We start from the raw sequence: 17715 nt of genomic DNA, 5'->3' as shown, positions 1-17715 counted from the left end.
GCGAAGGCGGGGATCTAGTACCCCCAGTGAACCTTGGGTGCTCCAGCCGAAAGCGCATCGTTTACTGGGCTCCTGCCTGCGCAGGAGGGACGAGGTAGTAGGTAAGGCGGGACCAGATTTCAGGTCAGCGCGGTTCGGGGATCAGTTTGCCGGAGTAGACGACGGGGCCGGTCGGGTCGCCGTTGGGGGAGCCGCCCTTGGGTTCGAGGGTGATGGCGATGGCGGCATCGGTGCGGCCATAGTCGGCATCGCGGACCGGCAGATGGGTGATATCGGCGCTGTCCGCCAGAACGCCGAGAGACAGCGGCGGGCGGCTGCCGTCACCAGCAAGATACCAGACTTCAAGGCTGCGGTCGGCCGGCTGCTCGGCGCCGAGATCCCGCAGGGAGACGATCCCGGTTTCAATATCGACGCTGACAACAATCGCCGGCTGCGCGCCGTCGCGGTTGACGACGGCAAGATACTTCTGCCCGGCCACGACAGGCTCCGCCTCAGGCAGGGGGGCCAGCAGCAGGGCCGCAAGGCTGGCAGCAAGTGCTGTGCTGGTGGCGGCAGCGGCAAGCGCAGCCGCGCGCCAGCGGTTCAGGCGGCGCAGGAGAAGGTCAGACGCCGGTGACACGGATGAAGCGGCCAGAACCGGCGCAGCGGCGGTCTCGTTCTGTCTTTCGAGCTGGGCCTCGATACGCGCAAAGAGATCGGCCGGCGGAGCAACGGGAGGTACGCTGTCATCCAGCGGGGCAAGGCGCTGGCGCCAGTCCGCGACCAGCCGGGCGAAGTCCGGATCGGTTGCCAGACGCAGGTCGGCATCGCGTCGCTCACTCTCAGACAGGCTGCCCAGCACGAATTCACCGGCCAGAGCGTCAAGCTCGAGCCGGTCATCGGGTCCGGTGGGGGCAGTTCCTGGCGGTGTGGAGCGTCCTGTCATTCGCGGTCCATGCAATCCTTCAACCGCATCAGGCCGCGGCGGAGCCATGTCTTGATCGTGGCCTCGGGCCTGTCATATCGCACGGCCAGTTCCTCGCGGGAATAGCCTTCGCAATAGGCAAGCACGACGCAATCGCGCTGGATATCCTCCAGTTCGCCCAGACAGACGCGCAGGGTGCTGCGGTCGGCATGACCCATGAGCCCGGCGGCCGGATCGGCAATCGCCTCCAGTTCGCCCTCCTCCTGCACGACCTCCAGCGACTGGGCCCGCCCACGGCGGATCTGGTCGATGGCCGCGTTGCGCGCGATGGCGGCGAGCCAGGTGATCGGGCGGCCGCTTGCCGGGTCATAGCGGGCAGCGTTCTGCCAGACCTTCACATAGGCTTCCTGCAGCACCTCCTGCGCCTTGTCCCTGTCCCTGCAGATACGCAGGACCACGCCGAAAAGTTTCGCCGAGGTTGCATCATAAATCGCACGGAACGCCGACCGGTCGCCCCGCGCCGTCGCGCTGATCAGCGGCGCGAGGTCGAAGGCCATCTCGGCGGCAAGAGTGTCGGCAACGTCCGGCACAGGATCTCCCCGTTCCTGCAGGGCGCGTTGCCGGAGGGCAAGGCCAGGTCGGTTCATGGGGAAGATACGGCAACCGGCGGAGGGTGGATCAGAACCAGAGCCTCATTAGCCCCTTCACCTGACGATGGTGAGCCGTTCCGCGGCGCGGGTGACGGCGGTGTAGAGCCAGCGATCGCGGTGTTCGCGGAAGGCGAAGCTTTCGTCGAAGAGGACGACGCTGTCCCATTGCGAGCCCTGTGCCTTGTGCACGGTGAGGGCATAGCCGAAGTCGAACTCGTCGGCCTTGCGCTTCAGGGCATAGGGGATCTGCTCGGCCCCTTCCTCGAACATCGCCGGCAGCACCTTGACCTCGACGGACTGCTTGGACGGTTCATCCTCCGGCATGATGTCGAAGCGCAGCGTGTTGCCGCGCGGCGGCTTCAGGCGCTTGACCTGCCACAGGCCGCCATTCAGGAGGCCGCGAGCCTTGTCGTTGCGCAGGCAGACGAGCTTGTCGCCGACGGCCGGCATCGGCGTCAGGAAGCCCTTCAGCTCGCGGATGCGGTTGTTGTAGAGGCGGCGGGTGCGGTTGGTGCCGACAAGCACCTGGTCGGCGGCAAGGATCTGGTCCTTGTCGATGTCGCGGCGGGAGATAATGCTGCTGGCGCCGAAAACGCCGTAGTCCAGCGTGCCGCCCTCGCGGATGGTCATCGACATGCGCACGATCGGATTGTCCTGCGCCTGGCGGTGCACCTCCGTCAGCATCACGTCTGGCTCGGCCTCGGTGAAATAGCCACCGCCCTTGACCGGCGGCAGCTGCGCCGGGTCGCCCAGCACCAGAACCGGGGTGCCGAAGGAGAGAAGGTCACGGCCGAGATCCTCGTCGACCATCGAGCACTCGTCGATGACGATGAGTGAGGCCCGCGCGGCGGCGCTGTCGCGCTTCAGGGCAAACTGCGGCCCGGCATCCTCCCCCTCCTCGACGATTTCCTCTTCCTTCGAGGCGCGCGGACGGTAGATGAGCGAATGGATGGTACCCGCGTCGGTGCAGCCCTTCTGGCGCAGGACATGGGCAGCCTTGCCGGTGAAGGCGCCGAAACAGACGTCGCCATCAATGCCCTCGGCCAGATGCCGTGCCAGCGTGGTCTTGCCGGTTCCGGCGAAGCCGAACAGGCGGAACACCTGCTTGTCGCCGCGCTTCAGCCATTGCGCGGCATCCATCAAGGCCTTTTCCTGCTGCGGCGACCAGAGCATCCGTGCGATTCCCGTTTCGTTCGCTGAAGGCAATAGCGGGTTTTGCCGCTTGGCGCACGTCTCAATCAATCCCGGTTTCACAGACGTGCGCATCCGGCTATGACAGGGCGAGATGGAGGGCCTTGATCCGATGGATGCGCTTGAACGAACCCTGATGACGATCAGCTGTGGCGACTGCGACAGCCTGCCGAAGGTGGCCGATGCCGGACGGATCGTCGATGGGCCAGGGTTTCCCGTGCAGATCATGCATAACGGGGTGAAGGTGCGCGCGGGCGGATATCACGGCGACTGGATGGCGCAAGTGATCCGGTCGCTGCGCGGACACCATGAACCGCAGGAAGAACTGGCCTTCAGTGCCCTGCTGCGCCTGTGCCGGCACAACACGCTGATGGTGGAGCTGGGCTGTTTCTGGGCCTGGTACAGCCTCTGGTATCTCGACGAAATCCCCGGATCGCGCACGATCTGCGTCGAACCGGACGCCCATAACCGCAGCATCGGCGAGACCAACGCGGCGCTGAACGGATGCGCGAGCCGCATGGCCTTCCACAGCGCCTGGGTGGGCGGGGAAGACCTTGCCGCAATGACGCTGCACGCCGAAAGCCTGCGCCAGGACGTGACCCTGCCCTGCTACAATTTCGACAGCGTGATGCGGCTCGCCGGCGGGGAGCCGATCGAGATGCTGCATCTTGACGTGCAGGGCGCGGAGACGTCCTTCCTGCGCTCCATCGGCGCGGCGGGTCAGGCGGGCAAGGTGCGGTTTGTCGTTGCCTCCACCCACCACAGCTCGATCTCGGGATCGACGACGACGCATCAGGATTGCGTCGCCGCGCTGGCGGGCCTCGGTGCCCGCATCCTGGTGGAGCATTCGGTGCAGGAATCCTTCAGCGGCGACGGTCTGGTGGTGGCAAGCTTCGCCAGCCAGGACCGGCATGTGAGCCTGCCGCCGATCTCCCGCAACACGCCGGAGCGCTCGTTGTTCCCGGACCTGTGAGGCGAGCGAAGTCCTGCAAGACAACGGCACTTCGACCAGCCGCACCACTGCTACCCCCCTCTGCCCCCTGACGGGGGCATCTCCCCCTCAAGGGGGGAGAGGGGCGCAGCAATCGGTGCCAAGTCAACAGCAAGCCAAAGCCCTCTGCTGCAAAAAGGCCCGCGCCGGGGAACCGGGCGGGCCTTTTGATTGGGGGCAAGTGTGTGACGGGTCAGGCCGCGGTAGCGGCCTTTTTGGCGGCAACGCGCTTGCGGATCGCCTCGACGCCGGCGTCCGGGGTCGCGGCGAAGAGCGTCTTGGTATAGGCATGCTGCGGATTGTCGAAGACGGCTTCACGCGTGCCGTATTCCACAACCTCGCCGTAGTACATCACCATCACCTTGTCGGCGAGGTAGCGCACGACCGAGAGATCGTGGCTGATGAAGACATAGGTGAGGCCCATCTCGTCCTGCAGGTCCTTGAGCAGGTTGAGGATCTGCGCCTGGACCGAGAGGTCGAGCGCGGAAACCGGCTCGTCGAGCACCAGGAGCTTCGGCTTCAGCATGATCGCCCGGGCAATGGCCACGCGCTGGCGCTGGCCACCGGAGAACATGTGCGGATAGCGGCCGTAATGCTCCGGCTTGAGGCCGACCTTTTCCAGCATGGCAAGCGCAGCATCGCGGCGCTCGTCTGCGCTCATGTCGGTGTTGAGCAGCAGCGGCTCCTCAAGCACGTGCCCGATCTTCTGGCGCGGATTGAGCGAGCCATAGGGGTTCTGGAACACGATCTGCACCTTGCGGCGCATTTCCTTGGAAATGCCGGTCTTGCTGATGTCGATCTTCAGGCCGTCGATCTCGACGGTCCCTGCGGTCTGCGGGTCGATCATCGACAGGATGCGGGCCAGGGTCGACTTGCCACAGCCGCTTTCGCCGACGACGGCGAGGGTCGAGCCGCGCTCGACGTCGAAGCTGACACCCTTGACCGCCTGCAGCACGCGCGGCTTGGAGAACAGGCCGCCGCCGATGACATACTCGCGGGTGACGTCGCGCACCTTCAGGATGGGATCACTCATGCGCGGGCCTCCTCGGCAGCGAAGGACTTTGCAAAATCGCTGACGGTCGGCAGCCGGTCGCCCGTGGCGTTTTCCGGCAGCGCGGCGAGCAGCGCGCGGGTGTAGGGGTGCTTCGGCGCCTCGAACAGGGAGAGCACGTCGGCCTCCTCCATCTTCTTGCCCTGGTACTGCACGATGACGCGGTCGGCGGTTTCGGCCACGACGCCCATGTCATGGGTGATCATGATCAGCGCCATGCCGCTGTCGCGCTGCAGCTGCATCAGGAGGTCGAGGATCTGCTTCTGGATCGTCACGTCGAGCGCGGTGGTCGGCTCGTCCGCGATGAGCAGCTTCGGCGCGCAGGCGATCGCCATGGCGATCATGACGCGCTGGCACTGGCCGCCCGACATCTGGTGCGGGAAGGAGTTCATCCGCCGTTCCGGCTCGGGGATACCGACCGAGCGCATCAGCTCCAGCACCCGTTCGCGGCGCTGGCGGCCGGAGAGGTTGGTGTGGACCTTCAGCGCTTCCTCCAGCTGGTAACCGGCGGTGAAGCAGGGATTGAGGCTGGCGATCGGCTCCTGGAAAATCATGGAGATGTCCTTGCCGATCACCTTGCGGCGCTGCTTCGGCGTCAGGGTGCGAAGGTCGAGACCTTCGAACTCCATCTTGTCTGCCGTGATCGTCGCGGTGTCGGGCAGGAGCCCCATGGTCGCCAGCATGGCCACAGACTTGCCCGAGCCGCTTTCGCCGACGATGGCCAGAACCTCGCCGGCATCAACCGTGTAATCGACCCCATCGAGCGCCCGGAACGGGCCCTTGGCGGTGTCGAATTCAACCCGAAGGTTGCGGATTTCGAGAAGCGCCATGGATTTAGCTCCGCTTCAGCTTGGGATCGAGCGCATCGCGCAGGCCGTCGCCGACCAGGTTGATGGCAAGCACCGTGATGAGGATGGCAAGGCCCGGGAAGGTGACGACCCACCAGGCGCGCAGGATGAACTCGCGCGCTTCGGCCAGCATGGTGCCCCATTCCGGGGTCGGCGGCTGTGCACCCACGCCGAGGAAGCCGAGGGCGGCCGCATCCAGGATGGCGTTGGAGAAGGACAGGGTCGCCTGAACGATCAGCGGCGCCAGACAGTTCGGCAGGATCGTCTTGAACATCAGCCGGAAATGACCGGCACCGGCAACACGGGCGGCGACCACATAGTCACGCGAACGCTCGGCCAGGACAGCAGCGCGGGTCAGACGGACGAAATGTGGTTGCAGCACGATGGCGATTGCGAACATGGCATTCATCAGGCCAGGCCCCAAAAGCGCGACCACGACGAGGGCCAGCAGCAGCGACGGGAACGCCAGGATGATGTCCATGATGCGCATGATGAACGTGTCGACAGCGCCGCGCATGTATCCGGCGATAAGGCCGATGATCACGCCGCCCGTCAGCGCCACGAACACGACAACACAGCCGATGAACAGCGAGTACTGCGCGCCGTAGATCAGACGGGACAGCATGTCGCGACCGACCGGATCAGTGCCCAGAAGGAAGTCCCATTTGCCGCCCTCCTGCCAGACCGGCGGAACGAGGAAGCTGTCGCGATACTGCATGTCCGGTGCATGCGGCGCGATCAGCGGCGCGAACACGGCGGTCACGACGAGGACCAGGAACACGGCAAGGCCGATGACGGCGCCGCGGTTCTGGGAGAAATAGTACCAGAACTCGGCCAGCATTGCCCGGGTGGCATTGCGGCTTTCGCGTTCAAGTTTTTCGACGAGGGCGGAGCTGTCCGCCTTGGGAGAGGTGCTCATGAGAGTTCGGTCCTTCCGCTCAATTGTGGCGGATGCGCGGGTTTACGAGCCCGTACAGGATGTCCACGATCAGATTGACCAGCATGATGATGGCAGCAATCAACAGCAGGCCGCCCTGAACCACCGCGTAGTCGCGACGAGCAATGCTGTCGACAAGCCACTTGCCGATGCCAGGCCAGGAGAAGATCGTCTCGGTCAGGATCGCACCGGCCAGCATCACGCCGACCTGAAGGCCGATGGTGGTGATGACAGGGATCAGGGCGTTGCGCAGGGCGTGCAGGCCGATGATCCGGTGCGGCGGCAGACCCTTGGCCCGGGCCGTGCGGACATAGTCCTCGCCCAGAACCTCAAGCATCGCCGAGCGGGTCTGGCGCGCGATCACGGCCAGGGGAATGGTTGCCAGCACGATCGAAGGCAGGATGAGATGCCGGACCGCTGACAGGAACGCCCCCTTCTCGCCTGACAAAAGGCTGTCGATGAGCATGAAGCCCGTGACCTGCGGGAAGAAATACATCAACGAGATGCGGCCCGAGACGGGCGTCCACTGCAGGATGCCGGAGAACAGGATGATCAGCAGCAGGCCCCACCAGAAGATCGGCATCGAATAACCGATCAGCGCCGTGCCCATCACCGTCTGGTCGATGAACGAGCCGCGCTTCACCGCAGCCAGGATGCCGAGCGGAATGCCGATGGCAACCGCGATCAGAATGGCGCAGAACGAGAGTTCGACAGTGGCCGGGAAAAGTTGCAGGAACTCATCAAGCACAGGTCGCTTGGACGCAAATGACGTGCCGAGATCGCCCTGGAACAGGTTTCCAAGATAAGCAAGGTACTGCTCCCAGATGGGAAGGTCCATGCCCATCTGGCGCATCAGTTCCGCCTTGCGCTCTGGCGACATTCCACGTTCGCCAGCAAGCAGCTCAAGCGGATCCGCGGGCAGAATTCGGACAAGTCCGAATGCGACGATTGTGACACCGAGAAAGGTCGGGATCAGCAGGCCTAGGCGACCGAGAAAAAAGCGAAACATGGCGATGTCCGGATTTGAGAGAACCGGCTCGCAGGGGGAAAACTCCCGCTACGGCCGGTTCGCCAAAAGCGAAGGCACCGGCGGGTTTTCCGCCGGTGCCGCTGAATGCCGGGATTATTCGGCGACGTCGACGCCCTCGAAGGAGTGGCCGCCGAGCGGGTTCATGACGTAGCCCGAGACCTTCTTGGACATCGGCATGAACACGACGGAGTGAGCGATGGTTGCCCACGGAGCCTGTTCCTTGAACACGACCTGAGCCTGCTCGTACAGCTTGGTACGCTCAGCCTTGTCGGTTACGACCTTGGCCTTCTGCACCAGAGCTTCGAACTCGTCGTTGCACCACTGGGCGCGGTTGGAACCACCCACAGCGTCGCAGCCGAGCAGAACGGCGAGGAAGTTGTCCGGATCACCATTGTCACCGGTCCAGCCGAGGAGCACGGCACCGTCACGGTCCTTGGCGCTCGAACGCTTGAGGTATTCACCCCACTCGTAGGAAACGATCTCGACCTTGACGCCGACCTTCTCGAAGTCAGCCTGGATCAGCTCGGCCATGCGGCGGGCGTTCGGGTTGTACGGACGCTGCACCGGCATCGCCCAGACCTTCATGCTGAGGTCCTTGACGCCAGCTTCCTCGAGCATCTTCTTCGAAGCTGCCGGATCGTAGGCGTCGTCCTTGATCTGGGTGTTGTAGGACCACATGGTCGGCGGGATCGGGTTGGTCGCGGCCTGGCCGGAACCCTGGAACACGGCGTAGAGGATGGCGTCCTTGTTGATCGCCATGTTCAGCGCCTTGCGGACCTTCGGATTGTCGAAGGGAGCCTGGGTGGCGTTGTAGGCCAGGTAGCCAACGTTCAGACCCTGCTGTTCCATCATCTGGAGGTTCGGATCGGTCTTGATGGCAGCGATATCGGCCGGAGCCGGATACGGCATGACATGGCACTCACCGGCCTTCAGCTTCTGCAGGCGAACAGCTGCGTCCGGCGTGATGGCGAAGACGAGGTTGTCGACCTTCTGCTTGCCACCCCAGTAGTCCTGGTTGGCGGCGTAGCGGATGACGGCGTCCTTCTGGTAGCCGACGAAGGTGAACGGACCGGTGCCGACCGGCTGCTGGTTCAGGTTGGCCTTGGTGCCAGCCTTGTCGAGCTGTGCGGCATATTCGGCCGACATGATCGAGGCGAAGTCCATGGCGAGGTTCGCCAGCATCGGAGCTTCCTGGCGGGTCAGCACGAACTTGACCGTGTTGTCGTCGACCTTGACGATTTCCTTGATCAGGGTCGGCAGCGACATGCCATCGAAGTATTCCCAGGTCGCGCCTTCCGTGTAGGTGTTCCACGGATTGTCCTTCTTGCCCTGACGCTCGAAGGAGAAGATCACGTCGTCGGCGTTGAAGTCACGCGACGGGGTGAAATAGTCGGTCTTGTGGAACTTCACGCCCTTGCGCAGGTTGAACGTGTATTCCAGGCCGTCCGGCGAAACAGTCCAGGATTCAGCGAGGCCCGGAACAACTTCCGTGGTGCCCGGCTTGAACTCGACCAGACGGTTGTAGATGGCCTTGGACGAAGCGTCGAACGTGGTGCCGGAGGTGTAGAGCGCGGGATCAAAGCCTTCCGGCGAGCCTTCCGAGCAATAGACCAGCGTCTTCGCCTGGGCGCCGGTCGCGGCAATCGCGATCACGCTTGCCCCGAGAAGCGCGGCCTTCAGGGTGGTGCGGATAGTCATCAAACTGTTCTCCCCTTGATGAGAAAAGCGGATCTCGCAGCTTTGTGGTCGTGCGAAAGTTTATCGACCCGCTTGCAGCGAAATAAGGCCGGTTTTTGCGCCGAAATCAACCGACAAAAGATTTCGATGTTTTGGGTTGAAACGAAATTTTTTAACTTGGTCAAATTCACTGACCTAAAGGGGCAAGGGCTATTTCTTGCTGACTTCTGGCCCTGAAACGCCGATCCATAGTGCGCCGCACCATGATCTGATTTACGCCACAAACTCGACAAATTTCAATTGGTTAGACAGATTGAACCTGTCCGGAACCACAGAGCCGCAGGCAGTCAATATTTTGCAATGCAGCACAATTCTTGGCGCTGATTTTATGTACGCACTTATACGTACATCAGTCAAAATGTTTCGCTAAAGGGGAAGGATGCGGTTTTTTCTTCTCACCGCATCCCCCTATTTCTATCATTCATGTCGCAGCCAATCAGGCCCCTGCGGGGCCTTTTCCGCTCTCTGCAGGAGCATCCATCGCAGGTGCCTTAGCGGCAACCGGTGGCTCAGATGCAATGTGATACGTCACCTGCGGGAATGGAATGTCGATCTGGTGCGTATCGAAGGCCCGCTTGAGGTGCTCGTTATAGGCCCGGCCCGTCGCCCATTGCGCTCCAGGGAAGGTCTTGATGCGGGCGCGCAGGTTGACGGCAGAATCGGCAAAGGCGATGACGCCGTGCATCTCGAGATCGCCAATGATGCTGCCGCCGGCCGGCGACGCCTTCAAGGTGTCGAAGGCCTCCTTCATCGCAGCTTTCGCCACGTCGATATCGGTCGAGTAGGACACGCCGATCACCGCCACGTGGTAGGAGAAGTCGCGCATGAAGTTCGACACCATGTCGACGCTCGAGAACGGGATGATGTGCGTGGTGCCGTTGATGTCGCGGATGCGGACCGAGCGCACCGTCAGCCGCTCCACCGTTCCGTTGATCCCGGCGACCGTGATGACATCGCCCTCGTTGATGGCGTTCTCGATCTGAATGAACGCGCCGGTGATGATGTCCTTGACCAGCGTCTGGGCACCGAAGGACACCGCAAGACCTATGACACCGGCACCGGCGATCAGCGGCCCGATATCCAGCCCGAGCTCGGACAGGGTCAGCATGCCCGTCATGACGATGACGACGACCGTGAAGGCGTTGCGGAACAGCTGGAACAGCGTCCGCTCACGTGCCGAGACAATGGTGTCACCGGATGGGCGCAGACGCAGGTCGATCCACGACATCACCGCAAGCCAGGCCGCGCAGCCGAGCAGGATGACAAAGGCGGCGGACGCAAGCTGACCGACGATGTCAGCCCCCGCCCCGGCTTTCAGCCAGCCACCGAGGTCAATCACCGACCAGGCATCGAGCAAAAAGGCCAGCGTGAGGATGAGCAGCACAAGCCGCACGGCCTTCAGCAGATGCGGCACGACAGCGTTGACCCGGCCCTCAAGCGCGGGAAGCGTCTCCTTGATGTGATCCGGCAGACGAATGCCACCCGCAATCGCGCGGGTCAGCACCATCGAACTGATACCGCCAACGACAACCGTCACGATCGAGAAGAACGTGGCACTGACCACGACCTCGATGGCCTCGAGAGGCCGCGTGATCCAGATTCCCAGAACCACAAGCGTGTAGAGGATCGCGATGGCGGCCCACACGCGCCCGAGCAGATGCATGGCGCTTCGCCCAAGCTCGCCGTCCAGTGTTGCCGCGTAGGCCTGAATGGCAAGGCGAACGCGCGCCGCGTTGGCAACGACAAGCCAGATCGCAAACCCGGCAGCCGACAGGATGATGATGACCCGCAAGGCATTGCCGATGGCCAGCGACATGGTCATGTTGGCGATCGGAACCGCCAGGATCACGCCATAGACGAGATAGGACAGCAGGTTGCCAACCCGGATGGCCCAGTAGCGGGCAGATGCGGTGGAGAAGGGAACGAGGCGCACCGCCTCATGGTCCGGCGACAGCAGTAGCCGCACCATCACCCGCGAGACGCCTGCGGCAAGGAAGGCATCCAGCGTCAGGGATTCGACCAGCGTGATATCACCGCCTAACGTTTCAAGGTGAAGTGTGCCGGCAACCACGGCTGAGACAATCAGCGCGAGGAAGATCGCCGCCAGATCTGCCAAGCCCAGGCCGATCAGCAGGCCGACGCGCCACATCCAGCCGCGGGCGCCGAAGCGCCGAACCAGCCATGTGGCGCCAAAGCGGCCGCCGAAGCGCAGCAACCAGTAAGTCGACAGCGCCACCCCAAGAACAACGGAAAGTTCCGCCGCGATTTCCCGGACCTTGTCCCACTTGACCTGGATCTGGCCGGTAAACAGCAGCTTCAAGCCCTTCAGCGAGACGGAAATCCGATTGAACACTGACGCGATGTCGCCGAAGGCCTGCCGCGAGAAGTCGCTGATCTGGCCCGAAAGGGCCCGCTCGCCAGCTGTGCCGCCACCGTTCGCGGCTGTGCCGGGCTGGGCCGATTGGCCGACGGCCCCGCTCTTGCCAAGCCCCTCGAGCAGACCGACCAGCGCGGCGCGGCCAACCGGGTCCTGCAGAACCTGGACCAGGGCATCACGAGCGGCTGCGATCTCTTTCCGGGCTTCCGTCGTTTCCGCAGGCGCAGCAGGCGAAGCAGGCGCAGCCGAAGCTGGCTTGTCGGAGCCAACAGCTGGCGTGGCGGCCTTGTCCTGATTCTCTGGCGATGCAGCTAGTGGCGCCTGGGTCTGGCCGGTGGGCGTTGCGGCAGCGGCCGGCGGCGTTGCGGATTCAGCCGGCGTGGCGGCAGGCCGCTCAGCGGACGACTGGGCGACAGCAAGCCCGGATGCAGCCCCGAGGAACGCAAGAAAGGCGAAAAGCACCAAGAGGTTGCGCACCAAGGCAGTGCAACGGCTCAGGGCAGGAGAGACGGGGATCTTCAGCAAATCAATCATGACCATCAAATACCAAACAGCAGGCTGACATGCACTGCATCGCAGGCAGAAACATGGCGGCGCGATCAGCTGCGTAACGAAAGCCTAACCAGGTTTGGGCTATGCTCCGTTAGTTTTACGGATGGGGCCATGCTGACGAATCTTCTCGCACTCGCGCAGGAGACAACACCGGAAGCGCGCGCAGCGCTGATGCAGAAGACCGCTGAGGTTTTCCTGCAAGGCGTAGGCACGCATACCCCGGCTGAACTGGCCTTGTTCGGCGATATTCTGCTCAAGTTGCTGGACCATACGGATGAACCGGCACGGGCAACGTTGTCGCGCACGCTTTCCGCCTGTCCGCAGACGCCGTCTCCTTTAGCGCTGCGTCTGGCAACCGACGTCCTTGCCGTCGCAAAGCCAATGCTTGAACGGTCAAAGGCCCTTACGTCAAAAGACATCATCGCATTGGCGCGCCGGCTTGATGACAGCCATCTGCAGATCCTGGCCGGACGGCGCGACCTGCCGAGCCCGGCCGCCGACACGCTGGTGCGCCGTGGCAGCAACAAGGTGCTGCGCCGGGTTGCGACCAACCGCACGGTGCGCCTGTCCGACTGGGCGATGCGCAACCTGGCGGAATCGGCCCTGCGGGATGCGGTTCTGCGCGAGGACCTGACAACGCGCGGCGACCTGACCCCGACCATCTGCAGTTTCCTGATGCCGCATGTGAACGCAGCCACGCGATCGCGTCTGGAAGCTGTCGCCAGTGGCCAGATCACACCGGACGAGCTGGACGCCATTGCCCGGCGCCGCGCACTGCGGCGTGCTCTTGGCATCCGGCTGGACACGTTCGAGATCGGCAAGCTGTGGCAGATCATCGAAGCCAATTTCGCGACGCTCGACGACCTCCTCATCCTGATGCTGGAGGACGACCGGCTGGGCCACGCAGCCGAGCTGCTGGCGCTCTCCATCCGGGAGAACCGGCAGGTCCTGCGCGATGCCGTGTTGTCGGGAGATACCGACAAGATCATCGAGGCGGCACGGAAGGCTGATCTCGAGGACACGACGTTCGAGGCACTGGCCCGGGCGCGCTGCCGGTTCCTGCGGATCCCGGAAAACCAGGCCCTGGCGCTGTTGCGGCAATTCAAGCCAAGACCGAACGACAAGCTTTCGGAAAAGCGCAATTCAAGTGGCTTTGCCGCGCGGCGTCCGTCGAACTAGACCAGACTGCCCTTCACTGCGCTGCCGGCGAAGACCGCGCACCGGTCCAAACTCACCTGAAAACTACAAAGGCCCGCGCGATGCGCAGGCCTCGGCATTTCCGGCGGCTGCTGGACGGGCGGGGAAAAGCCCGTCTGGCACCCATATCTTGCAGCGTCGATCGTTTTTCAGCGGGCGCGCATGCGGCTGGCGACTTCGTCCATCATCGCCTGCTCGGCCATTTCCTGGGCCTCGCGCTCGCGCTGATGATCGCGCTCCTCGAGCTGCTCGAACTTCTTCAGTTCTTCAATCGACAGCGACAGTTCCTCGCGGGCCCGTTCCAGCTGGTCATTCAGCTCCAGCGCGGAATTGCGCAGATTGTCGCGGCGGGTCGCGGCGGCCTTGGCAAAGGTTGGATAGGCAAAATGCGAGACATCGGTAATGCCGACGCGCTCCTGCTCCGACCGGATCTGATCATCCAGTTCATCCGCCATACGGTTAAAGTCGGCGATCATGGACTCGATCTGCATCAGGTGGCGGCGCTTCTCGTCGACCTGGAAGCGCTTCAGGCGAATGAGGCTCTCTCGGGACTTCATGACTCGTTACTCCCCTTTGGCCCACTACATTAACCGGGACTCATTTCCAAAAGGTTGGCGAGCATCACATAGCCCTCATCGAGAGAGGTGGCCTCGCCCTTCCCTTGCGTCAGAAAGGCTTCCATCGGCTCATGCCGACCGATTGCCTCATCAACAAGGGCATCCGAGCCACGCCGATAGGCCCCGAGCCGGATCAACTCCTCCATGTCGGAGAAGGTCGCCATGAGCGCCTTGGCCTTGCGCAGGATGGGCAGATAGTCCTCCGGCACGCAGCGGGGCATGGTTCGTGAGACCGACTTTAGCACATTGATTGCCGGATAGCGCCCCCTCTCCGCGATCGCCCGCTCCATCACCACGTGGCCGTCGAGAATCCCGCGCACCGCATCGGCGACGGGTTCGTTGTGATTGTCACCCTCGACGAGGACGGTGAACAGGCCGGTGATCGATCCGGAGCCGACCTTGCCCGGCCCTGCCCGCTCGAGCAGCCGCGGCAATTCGGTGAAGACCGTGGGCGTATAACCCTTCGAGGTCGGCGGCTCTCCGATGGACAGGCCGATCTCCCGCTGCGCCATGGCAAAGCGGGTGATGGAATCCATCATGCAGAGCACCTTCTGCCCCTCGTCGCGAAAATGCTCGGCGACCGTCATCGCCAGATAGGCAGCCTGGCGGCGCATCAGCACGCTTTCGTCGGAGGTGGCGACAACGACCACGGAGCGGGCCAGCCCCTCCTCACCGAGATCATCCTCGATGAACTCCTGAACCTCGCGGCCGCGTTCGCCGATCAGGCCGATGACGGAGACGTCGCAATCGGTGTTGCGCGCCAGCATCGACATCAGCACGGATTTGCCGACGCCGGAGCCGGCGAAGATGCCCATGCGCTGCCCTTCGCAGCAGGTGACGAACGTGTTGAGCGCCCTGACGCCGAGGTCCAGCGGCCCACCGACGCGCGCCCGATCGGCGGCAGGGGGCGGGGTCGACCGAAGCTTGCGGGCCATCTCGCCCCCCGGCAAGGGCCCCTTGCCGTCGATCGGCTCGCCCATCGCGTTAATAACTCGGCCCAGCCAACCACTTGCAGGATGCACGACACTGTCGCGAGAGGAAATCACCGCCCGGCACCCCATCCGCACCCCCTCGAGACCCGAGAAAGGCATACAGAGGGCGTGACCTGAGCGAAAACCCACGACTTCGGCAAAAACTGGCGGAATGCCCTCACCAATATCGATGGCGAGCCGCGCGCCGACGCTCATTTCGTGGATCGGACCGGCGATTTCGACGAGCAAACCCTGCACAGCCACCACCCGCCCCCAGATTTCGGTGGCCATCAACGATTCGATCTCGGCAAAGAGCGATTTCAGGGCTGGAACTCCTCGGAAAGGGGCTGTCGGTAACCGAACGTTTACGTCTCTGCTTAATGTTAATGAACGAAGCGTTGAGAGGCGAGAGCCATTTCAGGGCGGAACGGTACTGGATGAAATGAGTCTGGACGGAATCGGCTAGCCCGATTTGTTCATGTGAAACGTTAAGTGGGATCGGGATCAGATTTTTCTTGATTCTCAATTCCTTGGCGCGTTTTTCACAGATTCGTTCTCATAAGGCTTGCTGCTGCGAATCAGAATTTGTTAACCATTGGCCATTAGCTTTGAGTCGGGGTTAACAGCAGTCCTTCGTAGCAGGCACCGACAGAGCCGTTGCGACTTGCCCAGGATAGGCAGCACAAGGGGATTGGCATGCGTGTATTGTTGATTGAGGACGACAGCGCCACGGCGCAGAGCATCGAGCTGATGCTGAAGTCCGAAAACTTCAACGTCTACACGACAGATCTTGGCGAGGAAGGCATCGACCTCGGCAAGCTGTACGATTATGACATCATTATGCTCGACCTGAACCTCCCGGACATGTCCGGTTACGAGGTTCTTCGGACACTGCGCGTGTCCAAGGTCAAGACGCCGATCCTGATCCTTTCTGGCCTTGCCGGGATTGAGGACAAGGTGCGCGGTCTCGGCTTCGGCGCCGACGACTACATGACCAAGCCGTTCCACAAGGACGAGCTGGTTGCCCGAATTCACGCCATCGTGCGCCGCTCGAAGGGCCATGCCCAGTCGGTCATCGTCACGGGCGACCTGCGCGTCAACCTGGACACCAAGACGGTCGAAGTGGCCGGTCAGCGCGTCCATCTGACGGGCAAGGAATACCAGATGCTGGAGCTGCTCTCGCTGCGCAAGGGCACCACGCTGACCAAGGAAATGTTCCTGAACCATCTCTACGGCGGGATGGACGAGCCGGAACTGAAGATCATCGACGTGTTCATCTGCAAGCTGCGCAAGAAGCTGGCAGCTGCAACGCACGGCAAGAACTACATCGAGACTGTCTGGGGCCGCGGTTACGTGCTGCGCGAGCCGGACATGGAAGTGGCTGCCTGATCCTACGGATCGCCTCTTCGCTCCCTGCTTCAAAAAAGGCCTCGCCGACGGATCGGCGAGGCCTTTTTCTTTGGCGTTTTCGGGGGGTTAAAGGTTGAACTGATAGGTCGCCGGCACGTAGCGGAAGCCGGTTCCGGCTGCTTCGACGAAGCCGAGCGCCGGAGCGGGCATGTGATAGCCAACGAACGGGATCCGGTCGCTGGCGAGCATCCCAAGCATCTTGCGGCGGGTGGCTGCAGCTGCGGCCTTGTCCATGTCGAAGCGGACTTCCCAGTCAGGATAGGCCAGGGACCAGACATAGTGGTTGGTCATGTCTGCGGTGATCAGCAACTGCTGACCGCCAGACTCCAGCATGTAGACCATGTGCCCCGGCGTATGACCAACAGCCGCCATGCCGGTGATGCCGGACGCAACGCTGCCGCCATCGCCGATGAAGGACATCTTCTCGGCAAAGGGCGTGATGTTGGTGGCCATCAGCTTGGCGACACCATTGCTGGCCGGGTCCTGCTTGGACCAGAAGTCGAACTCGCCCTGCCCTGTCACATAGCGCGCATTGACGAAAGCCGGGGCGCCGCCCTCGATCATGCCGCCGATGTGATCGGGGTGCATATGGGTGAGCACGACAACGTCGATCTGTTCCGGCGTGTAACCGGCTGCGGTGATGGCTGCGCGCAGGTTGCCACGGCCAGGACGTCCGCCTTCACCAACGCCGGTGTCGAACAGCACGAGTTCCTTGCCGGTGTTGACCAGCGTGGGCGTGAAGGAATTGCGGAACTTGTCGATGGGCAGGAAGTTGGCCTGCGACACGGCGTTGAATTCCTCGGCCGGGACGTTGGTGCCAAAGGTCTTCTGCGGTTCCTCACTGACGGCAACGCCATCCAGGAGCGTGGTGACTTCGAACTCGCCGAGACGATAGCGGCTGATCATCGGGACCATGCCCGACTGCTGCGGCGCGGCTGCATTGGCCATCCCCGGAGCAAGGGTCACGCCCGAGATTCCGGCAAGCCCGAGCCCGGCGGCCCCGGCCAACAAGCCTCGCCGGGACATGGAAATGGTCTGATCCGTCATTTTGCCTCCTTCGGGCCCAAGGCCCACCTGTTCATGACGCAGCCTCCGGCTGGACACCGGATCGGGTTCCCTACGCCACCGGGACCGTCAAGGATTGCATCAGAACAAGAAGTCGGCCGCATCTGACGGCTTTGTGATCATTACGTGATGAAATGCAAAAGGGCCGGTCACTGGACCGGCCCTCAATCAGATACGGGATTGCACG

The 17715-nt window shown here is 62.9% G+C and carries 15 protein-coding genes; 3 read left to right on the top strand and 12 right to left on the bottom strand.

What is annotated here, in order from left to right; genetic code table 11:
• Positions 1-124: 124 nt before the first annotated feature.
• The 3 genes from OVA12_RS02470 to OVA12_RS02460 form a co-directional block, all read right to left on the bottom strand.
• Entirely contained in the window at positions 125-925 is an 801-nt protein-coding gene (locus OVA12_RS02470; protein ID WP_268134172.1) for an anti-sigma factor, read from the bottom strand.
• Positions 922-1494 carry a sigma-70 family RNA polymerase sigma factor gene (locus tag OVA12_RS02465; RefSeq protein WP_268134170.1) on the bottom strand — a complete coding sequence of 191 codons (573 nt, stop codon included), beginning with the start codon at positions 1492-1494 and terminating at the stop codon, positions 922-924. Before OVA12_RS02465 ends, OVA12_RS02470 begins: the two co-directional genes overlap by 4 nt.
• 114 nt (positions 1495-1608) lie before the next feature.
• Entirely contained in the window at positions 1609-2727 is a 1119-nt protein-coding gene (locus OVA12_RS02460) for an ATP-dependent DNA helicase (RefSeq protein WP_268134168.1), read from the bottom strand.
• A 112-nt stretch (positions 2728-2839) separates the two neighbouring features.
• Between OVA12_RS02460 and OVA12_RS02455 the strand changes: the two genes are divergently transcribed.
• Complete coding sequence (locus tag OVA12_RS02455) at positions 2840-3718, top strand: FkbM family methyltransferase (protein WP_268134166.1); 879 nt, start codon at positions 2840-2842, stop codon at positions 3716-3718.
• Positions 3719-3929: 211 nt separating this feature from the next.
• On the opposite strand, the gene OVA12_RS02450 is transcribed toward OVA12_RS02455, so the two are convergent.
• The 6 genes from OVA12_RS02450 to OVA12_RS02425 form a co-directional block, all read right to left on the bottom strand.
• The gene (locus OVA12_RS02450; protein WP_268134164.1) at positions 3930-4769 is read right to left on the bottom strand and encodes a dipeptide ABC transporter ATP-binding protein; all 840 of its coding nucleotides are present in this window, start codon (positions 4767-4769) and stop codon (positions 3930-3932) included.
• Positions 4766-5617: an ABC transporter ATP-binding protein gene (locus OVA12_RS02445; protein WP_268134162.1), complete on the bottom strand. Its 852-nt coding sequence runs from the start codon at positions 5615-5617 to the stop codon at positions 4766-4768. The genes OVA12_RS02450 and OVA12_RS02445 overlap by 4 nt, the downstream gene beginning before the upstream one ends.
• Positions 5618-5621: 4 nt before the next feature.
• Positions 5622-6476 carry an ABC transporter permease subunit gene (locus tag OVA12_RS02440; protein WP_268136974.1) on the bottom strand — a complete coding sequence of 285 codons (855 nt, stop codon included), beginning with the start codon at positions 6474-6476 and terminating at the stop codon, positions 5622-5624.
• A gap of 97 nt (positions 6477-6573) precedes the next feature.
• A complete protein-coding gene (locus tag OVA12_RS02435; protein WP_268134160.1) occupies positions 6574-7581 on the bottom strand; it encodes an ABC transporter permease subunit in 1008 nt (335 codons plus the stop codon).
• 114 nt (positions 7582-7695) lie between these two features.
• Positions 7696-9300, bottom strand: a complete 1605-nt coding sequence (locus OVA12_RS02430; protein ID WP_326493880.1) for an ABC transporter substrate-binding protein — start codon at positions 9298-9300, stop codon at positions 7696-7698.
• A gap of 475 nt (positions 9301-9775) precedes the next feature.
• On the bottom strand, positions 9776-12193 hold the full coding sequence (locus OVA12_RS02425) for a mechanosensitive ion channel domain-containing protein (RefSeq protein WP_268134158.1): 2418 nt from the start codon (positions 12191-12193) through the stop codon (positions 9776-9778).
• A 186-nt stretch (positions 12194-12379) separates the two neighbouring features.
• Here OVA12_RS02425 and OVA12_RS02420 point away from each other — a divergent pair, with 186 nt between their 5' ends.
• Entirely contained in the window at positions 12380-13447 is a 1068-nt protein-coding gene (locus tag OVA12_RS02420) for a DUF2336 domain-containing protein (RefSeq protein ID WP_268134156.1), read from the top strand.
• 167 nt (positions 13448-13614) lie between these two features.
• On the opposite strand, the gene fliJ is transcribed toward OVA12_RS02420, so the two are convergent.
• Together fliJ and fliI are read right to left on the bottom strand one after the other, a co-directional pair.
• Positions 13615-14022, bottom strand: coding sequence for a flagellar export protein FliJ (gene fliJ, locus OVA12_RS02415; RefSeq protein WP_268134154.1), 408 nt, complete (start codon positions 14020-14022; stop codon positions 13615-13617).
• Between the two features lie 29 nt (positions 14023-14051).
• Positions 14052-15377 (bottom strand): flagellar protein export ATPase FliI, encoded by a 1326-nt coding sequence (fliI, locus tag OVA12_RS02410; RefSeq protein WP_268136970.1) that lies wholly within the window; start codon positions 15375-15377, stop codon positions 14052-14054.
• A gap of 372 nt (positions 15378-15749) precedes the next feature.
• Here fliI and ctrA point away from each other — a divergent pair, with 372 nt between their 5' ends.
• On the top strand, positions 15750-16442 hold the full coding sequence (gene ctrA, locus OVA12_RS02405) for a response regulator transcription factor CtrA (protein ID WP_161677205.1): 693 nt from the start codon (positions 15750-15752) through the stop codon (positions 16440-16442).
• 87 nt (positions 16443-16529) lie between these two features.
• On the opposite strand, the gene OVA12_RS02400 is transcribed toward ctrA, so the two are convergent.
• Positions 16530-17510: an MBL fold metallo-hydrolase gene (locus OVA12_RS02400; protein WP_268134149.1), complete on the bottom strand. Its 981-nt coding sequence runs from the start codon at positions 17508-17510 to the stop codon at positions 16530-16532.
• Positions 17511-17715 lie beyond the last annotated feature (205 nt).

It is taken from the genome of Pannonibacter sp. SL95, assembly GCF_026672425.1.
Classification (GTDB): domain Bacteria; phylum Pseudomonadota; class Alphaproteobacteria; order Rhizobiales; family Stappiaceae; genus Pannonibacter.
This window is presented reverse-complemented; position numbering and strand designations above follow the sequence as displayed.

What these genes read in the sequence shown, in the direction of transcription:
- OVA12_RS02470 (WP_268134172.1), bottom strand. Translation starts at nt 925, where the DNA reads ATGACAGGACGCTCCACACCGCCAGGAACTGCCCCCACCGGACCCGAT.
- ctrA (WP_161677205.1), top strand. Translation starts at nt 15,750, where the DNA reads ATGCGTGTATTGTTGATTGAGGACGACAGCGCCACGGCGCAGAGCATC.
- OVA12_RS02420 (WP_268134156.1), top strand. Translation starts at nt 12,380, where the DNA reads ATGCTGACGAATCTTCTCGCACTCGCGCAGGAGACAACACCGGAAGCG.
- OVA12_RS02460 (WP_268134168.1), bottom strand. Translation starts at nt 2,727, where the DNA reads ATGCTCTGGTCGCCGCAGCAGGAAAAGGCCTTGATGGATGCCGCGCAA.
- OVA12_RS02440 (WP_268136974.1), bottom strand. Translation starts at nt 6,476, where the DNA reads ATGCTGGCCGAGTTCTGGTACTATTTCTCCCAGAACCGCGGCGCCGTC.
- OVA12_RS02435 (WP_268134160.1), bottom strand. Translation starts at nt 7,581, where the DNA reads ATGTTTCGCTTTTTTCTCGGTCGCCTAGGCCTGCTGATCCCGACCTTT.
- OVA12_RS02445 (WP_268134162.1), bottom strand. Translation starts at nt 5,617, where the DNA reads ATGGCGCTTCTCGAAATCCGCAACCTTCGGGTTGAATTCGACACCGCC.
- OVA12_RS02430 (WP_326493880.1), bottom strand. Translation starts at nt 9,300, where the DNA reads ATGACTATCCGCACCACCCTGAAGGCCGCGCTTCTCGGGGCAAGCGTG.
- OVA12_RS02455 (WP_268134166.1), top strand. Translation starts at nt 2,840, where the DNA reads ATGGAGGGCCTTGATCCGATGGATGCGCTTGAACGAACCCTGATGACG.
- OVA12_RS02450 (WP_268134164.1), bottom strand. Translation starts at nt 4,769, where the DNA reads ATGAGTGATCCCATCCTGAAGGTGCGCGACGTCACCCGCGAGTATGTC.
- OVA12_RS02400 (WP_268134149.1), bottom strand. Translation starts at nt 17,510, where the DNA reads ATGACGGATCAGACCATTTCCATGTCCCGGCGAGGCTTGTTGGCCGGG.
- fliJ (WP_268134154.1), bottom strand. Translation starts at nt 14,022, where the DNA reads ATGAAGTCCCGAGAGAGCCTCATTCGCCTGAAGCGCTTCCAGGTCGAC.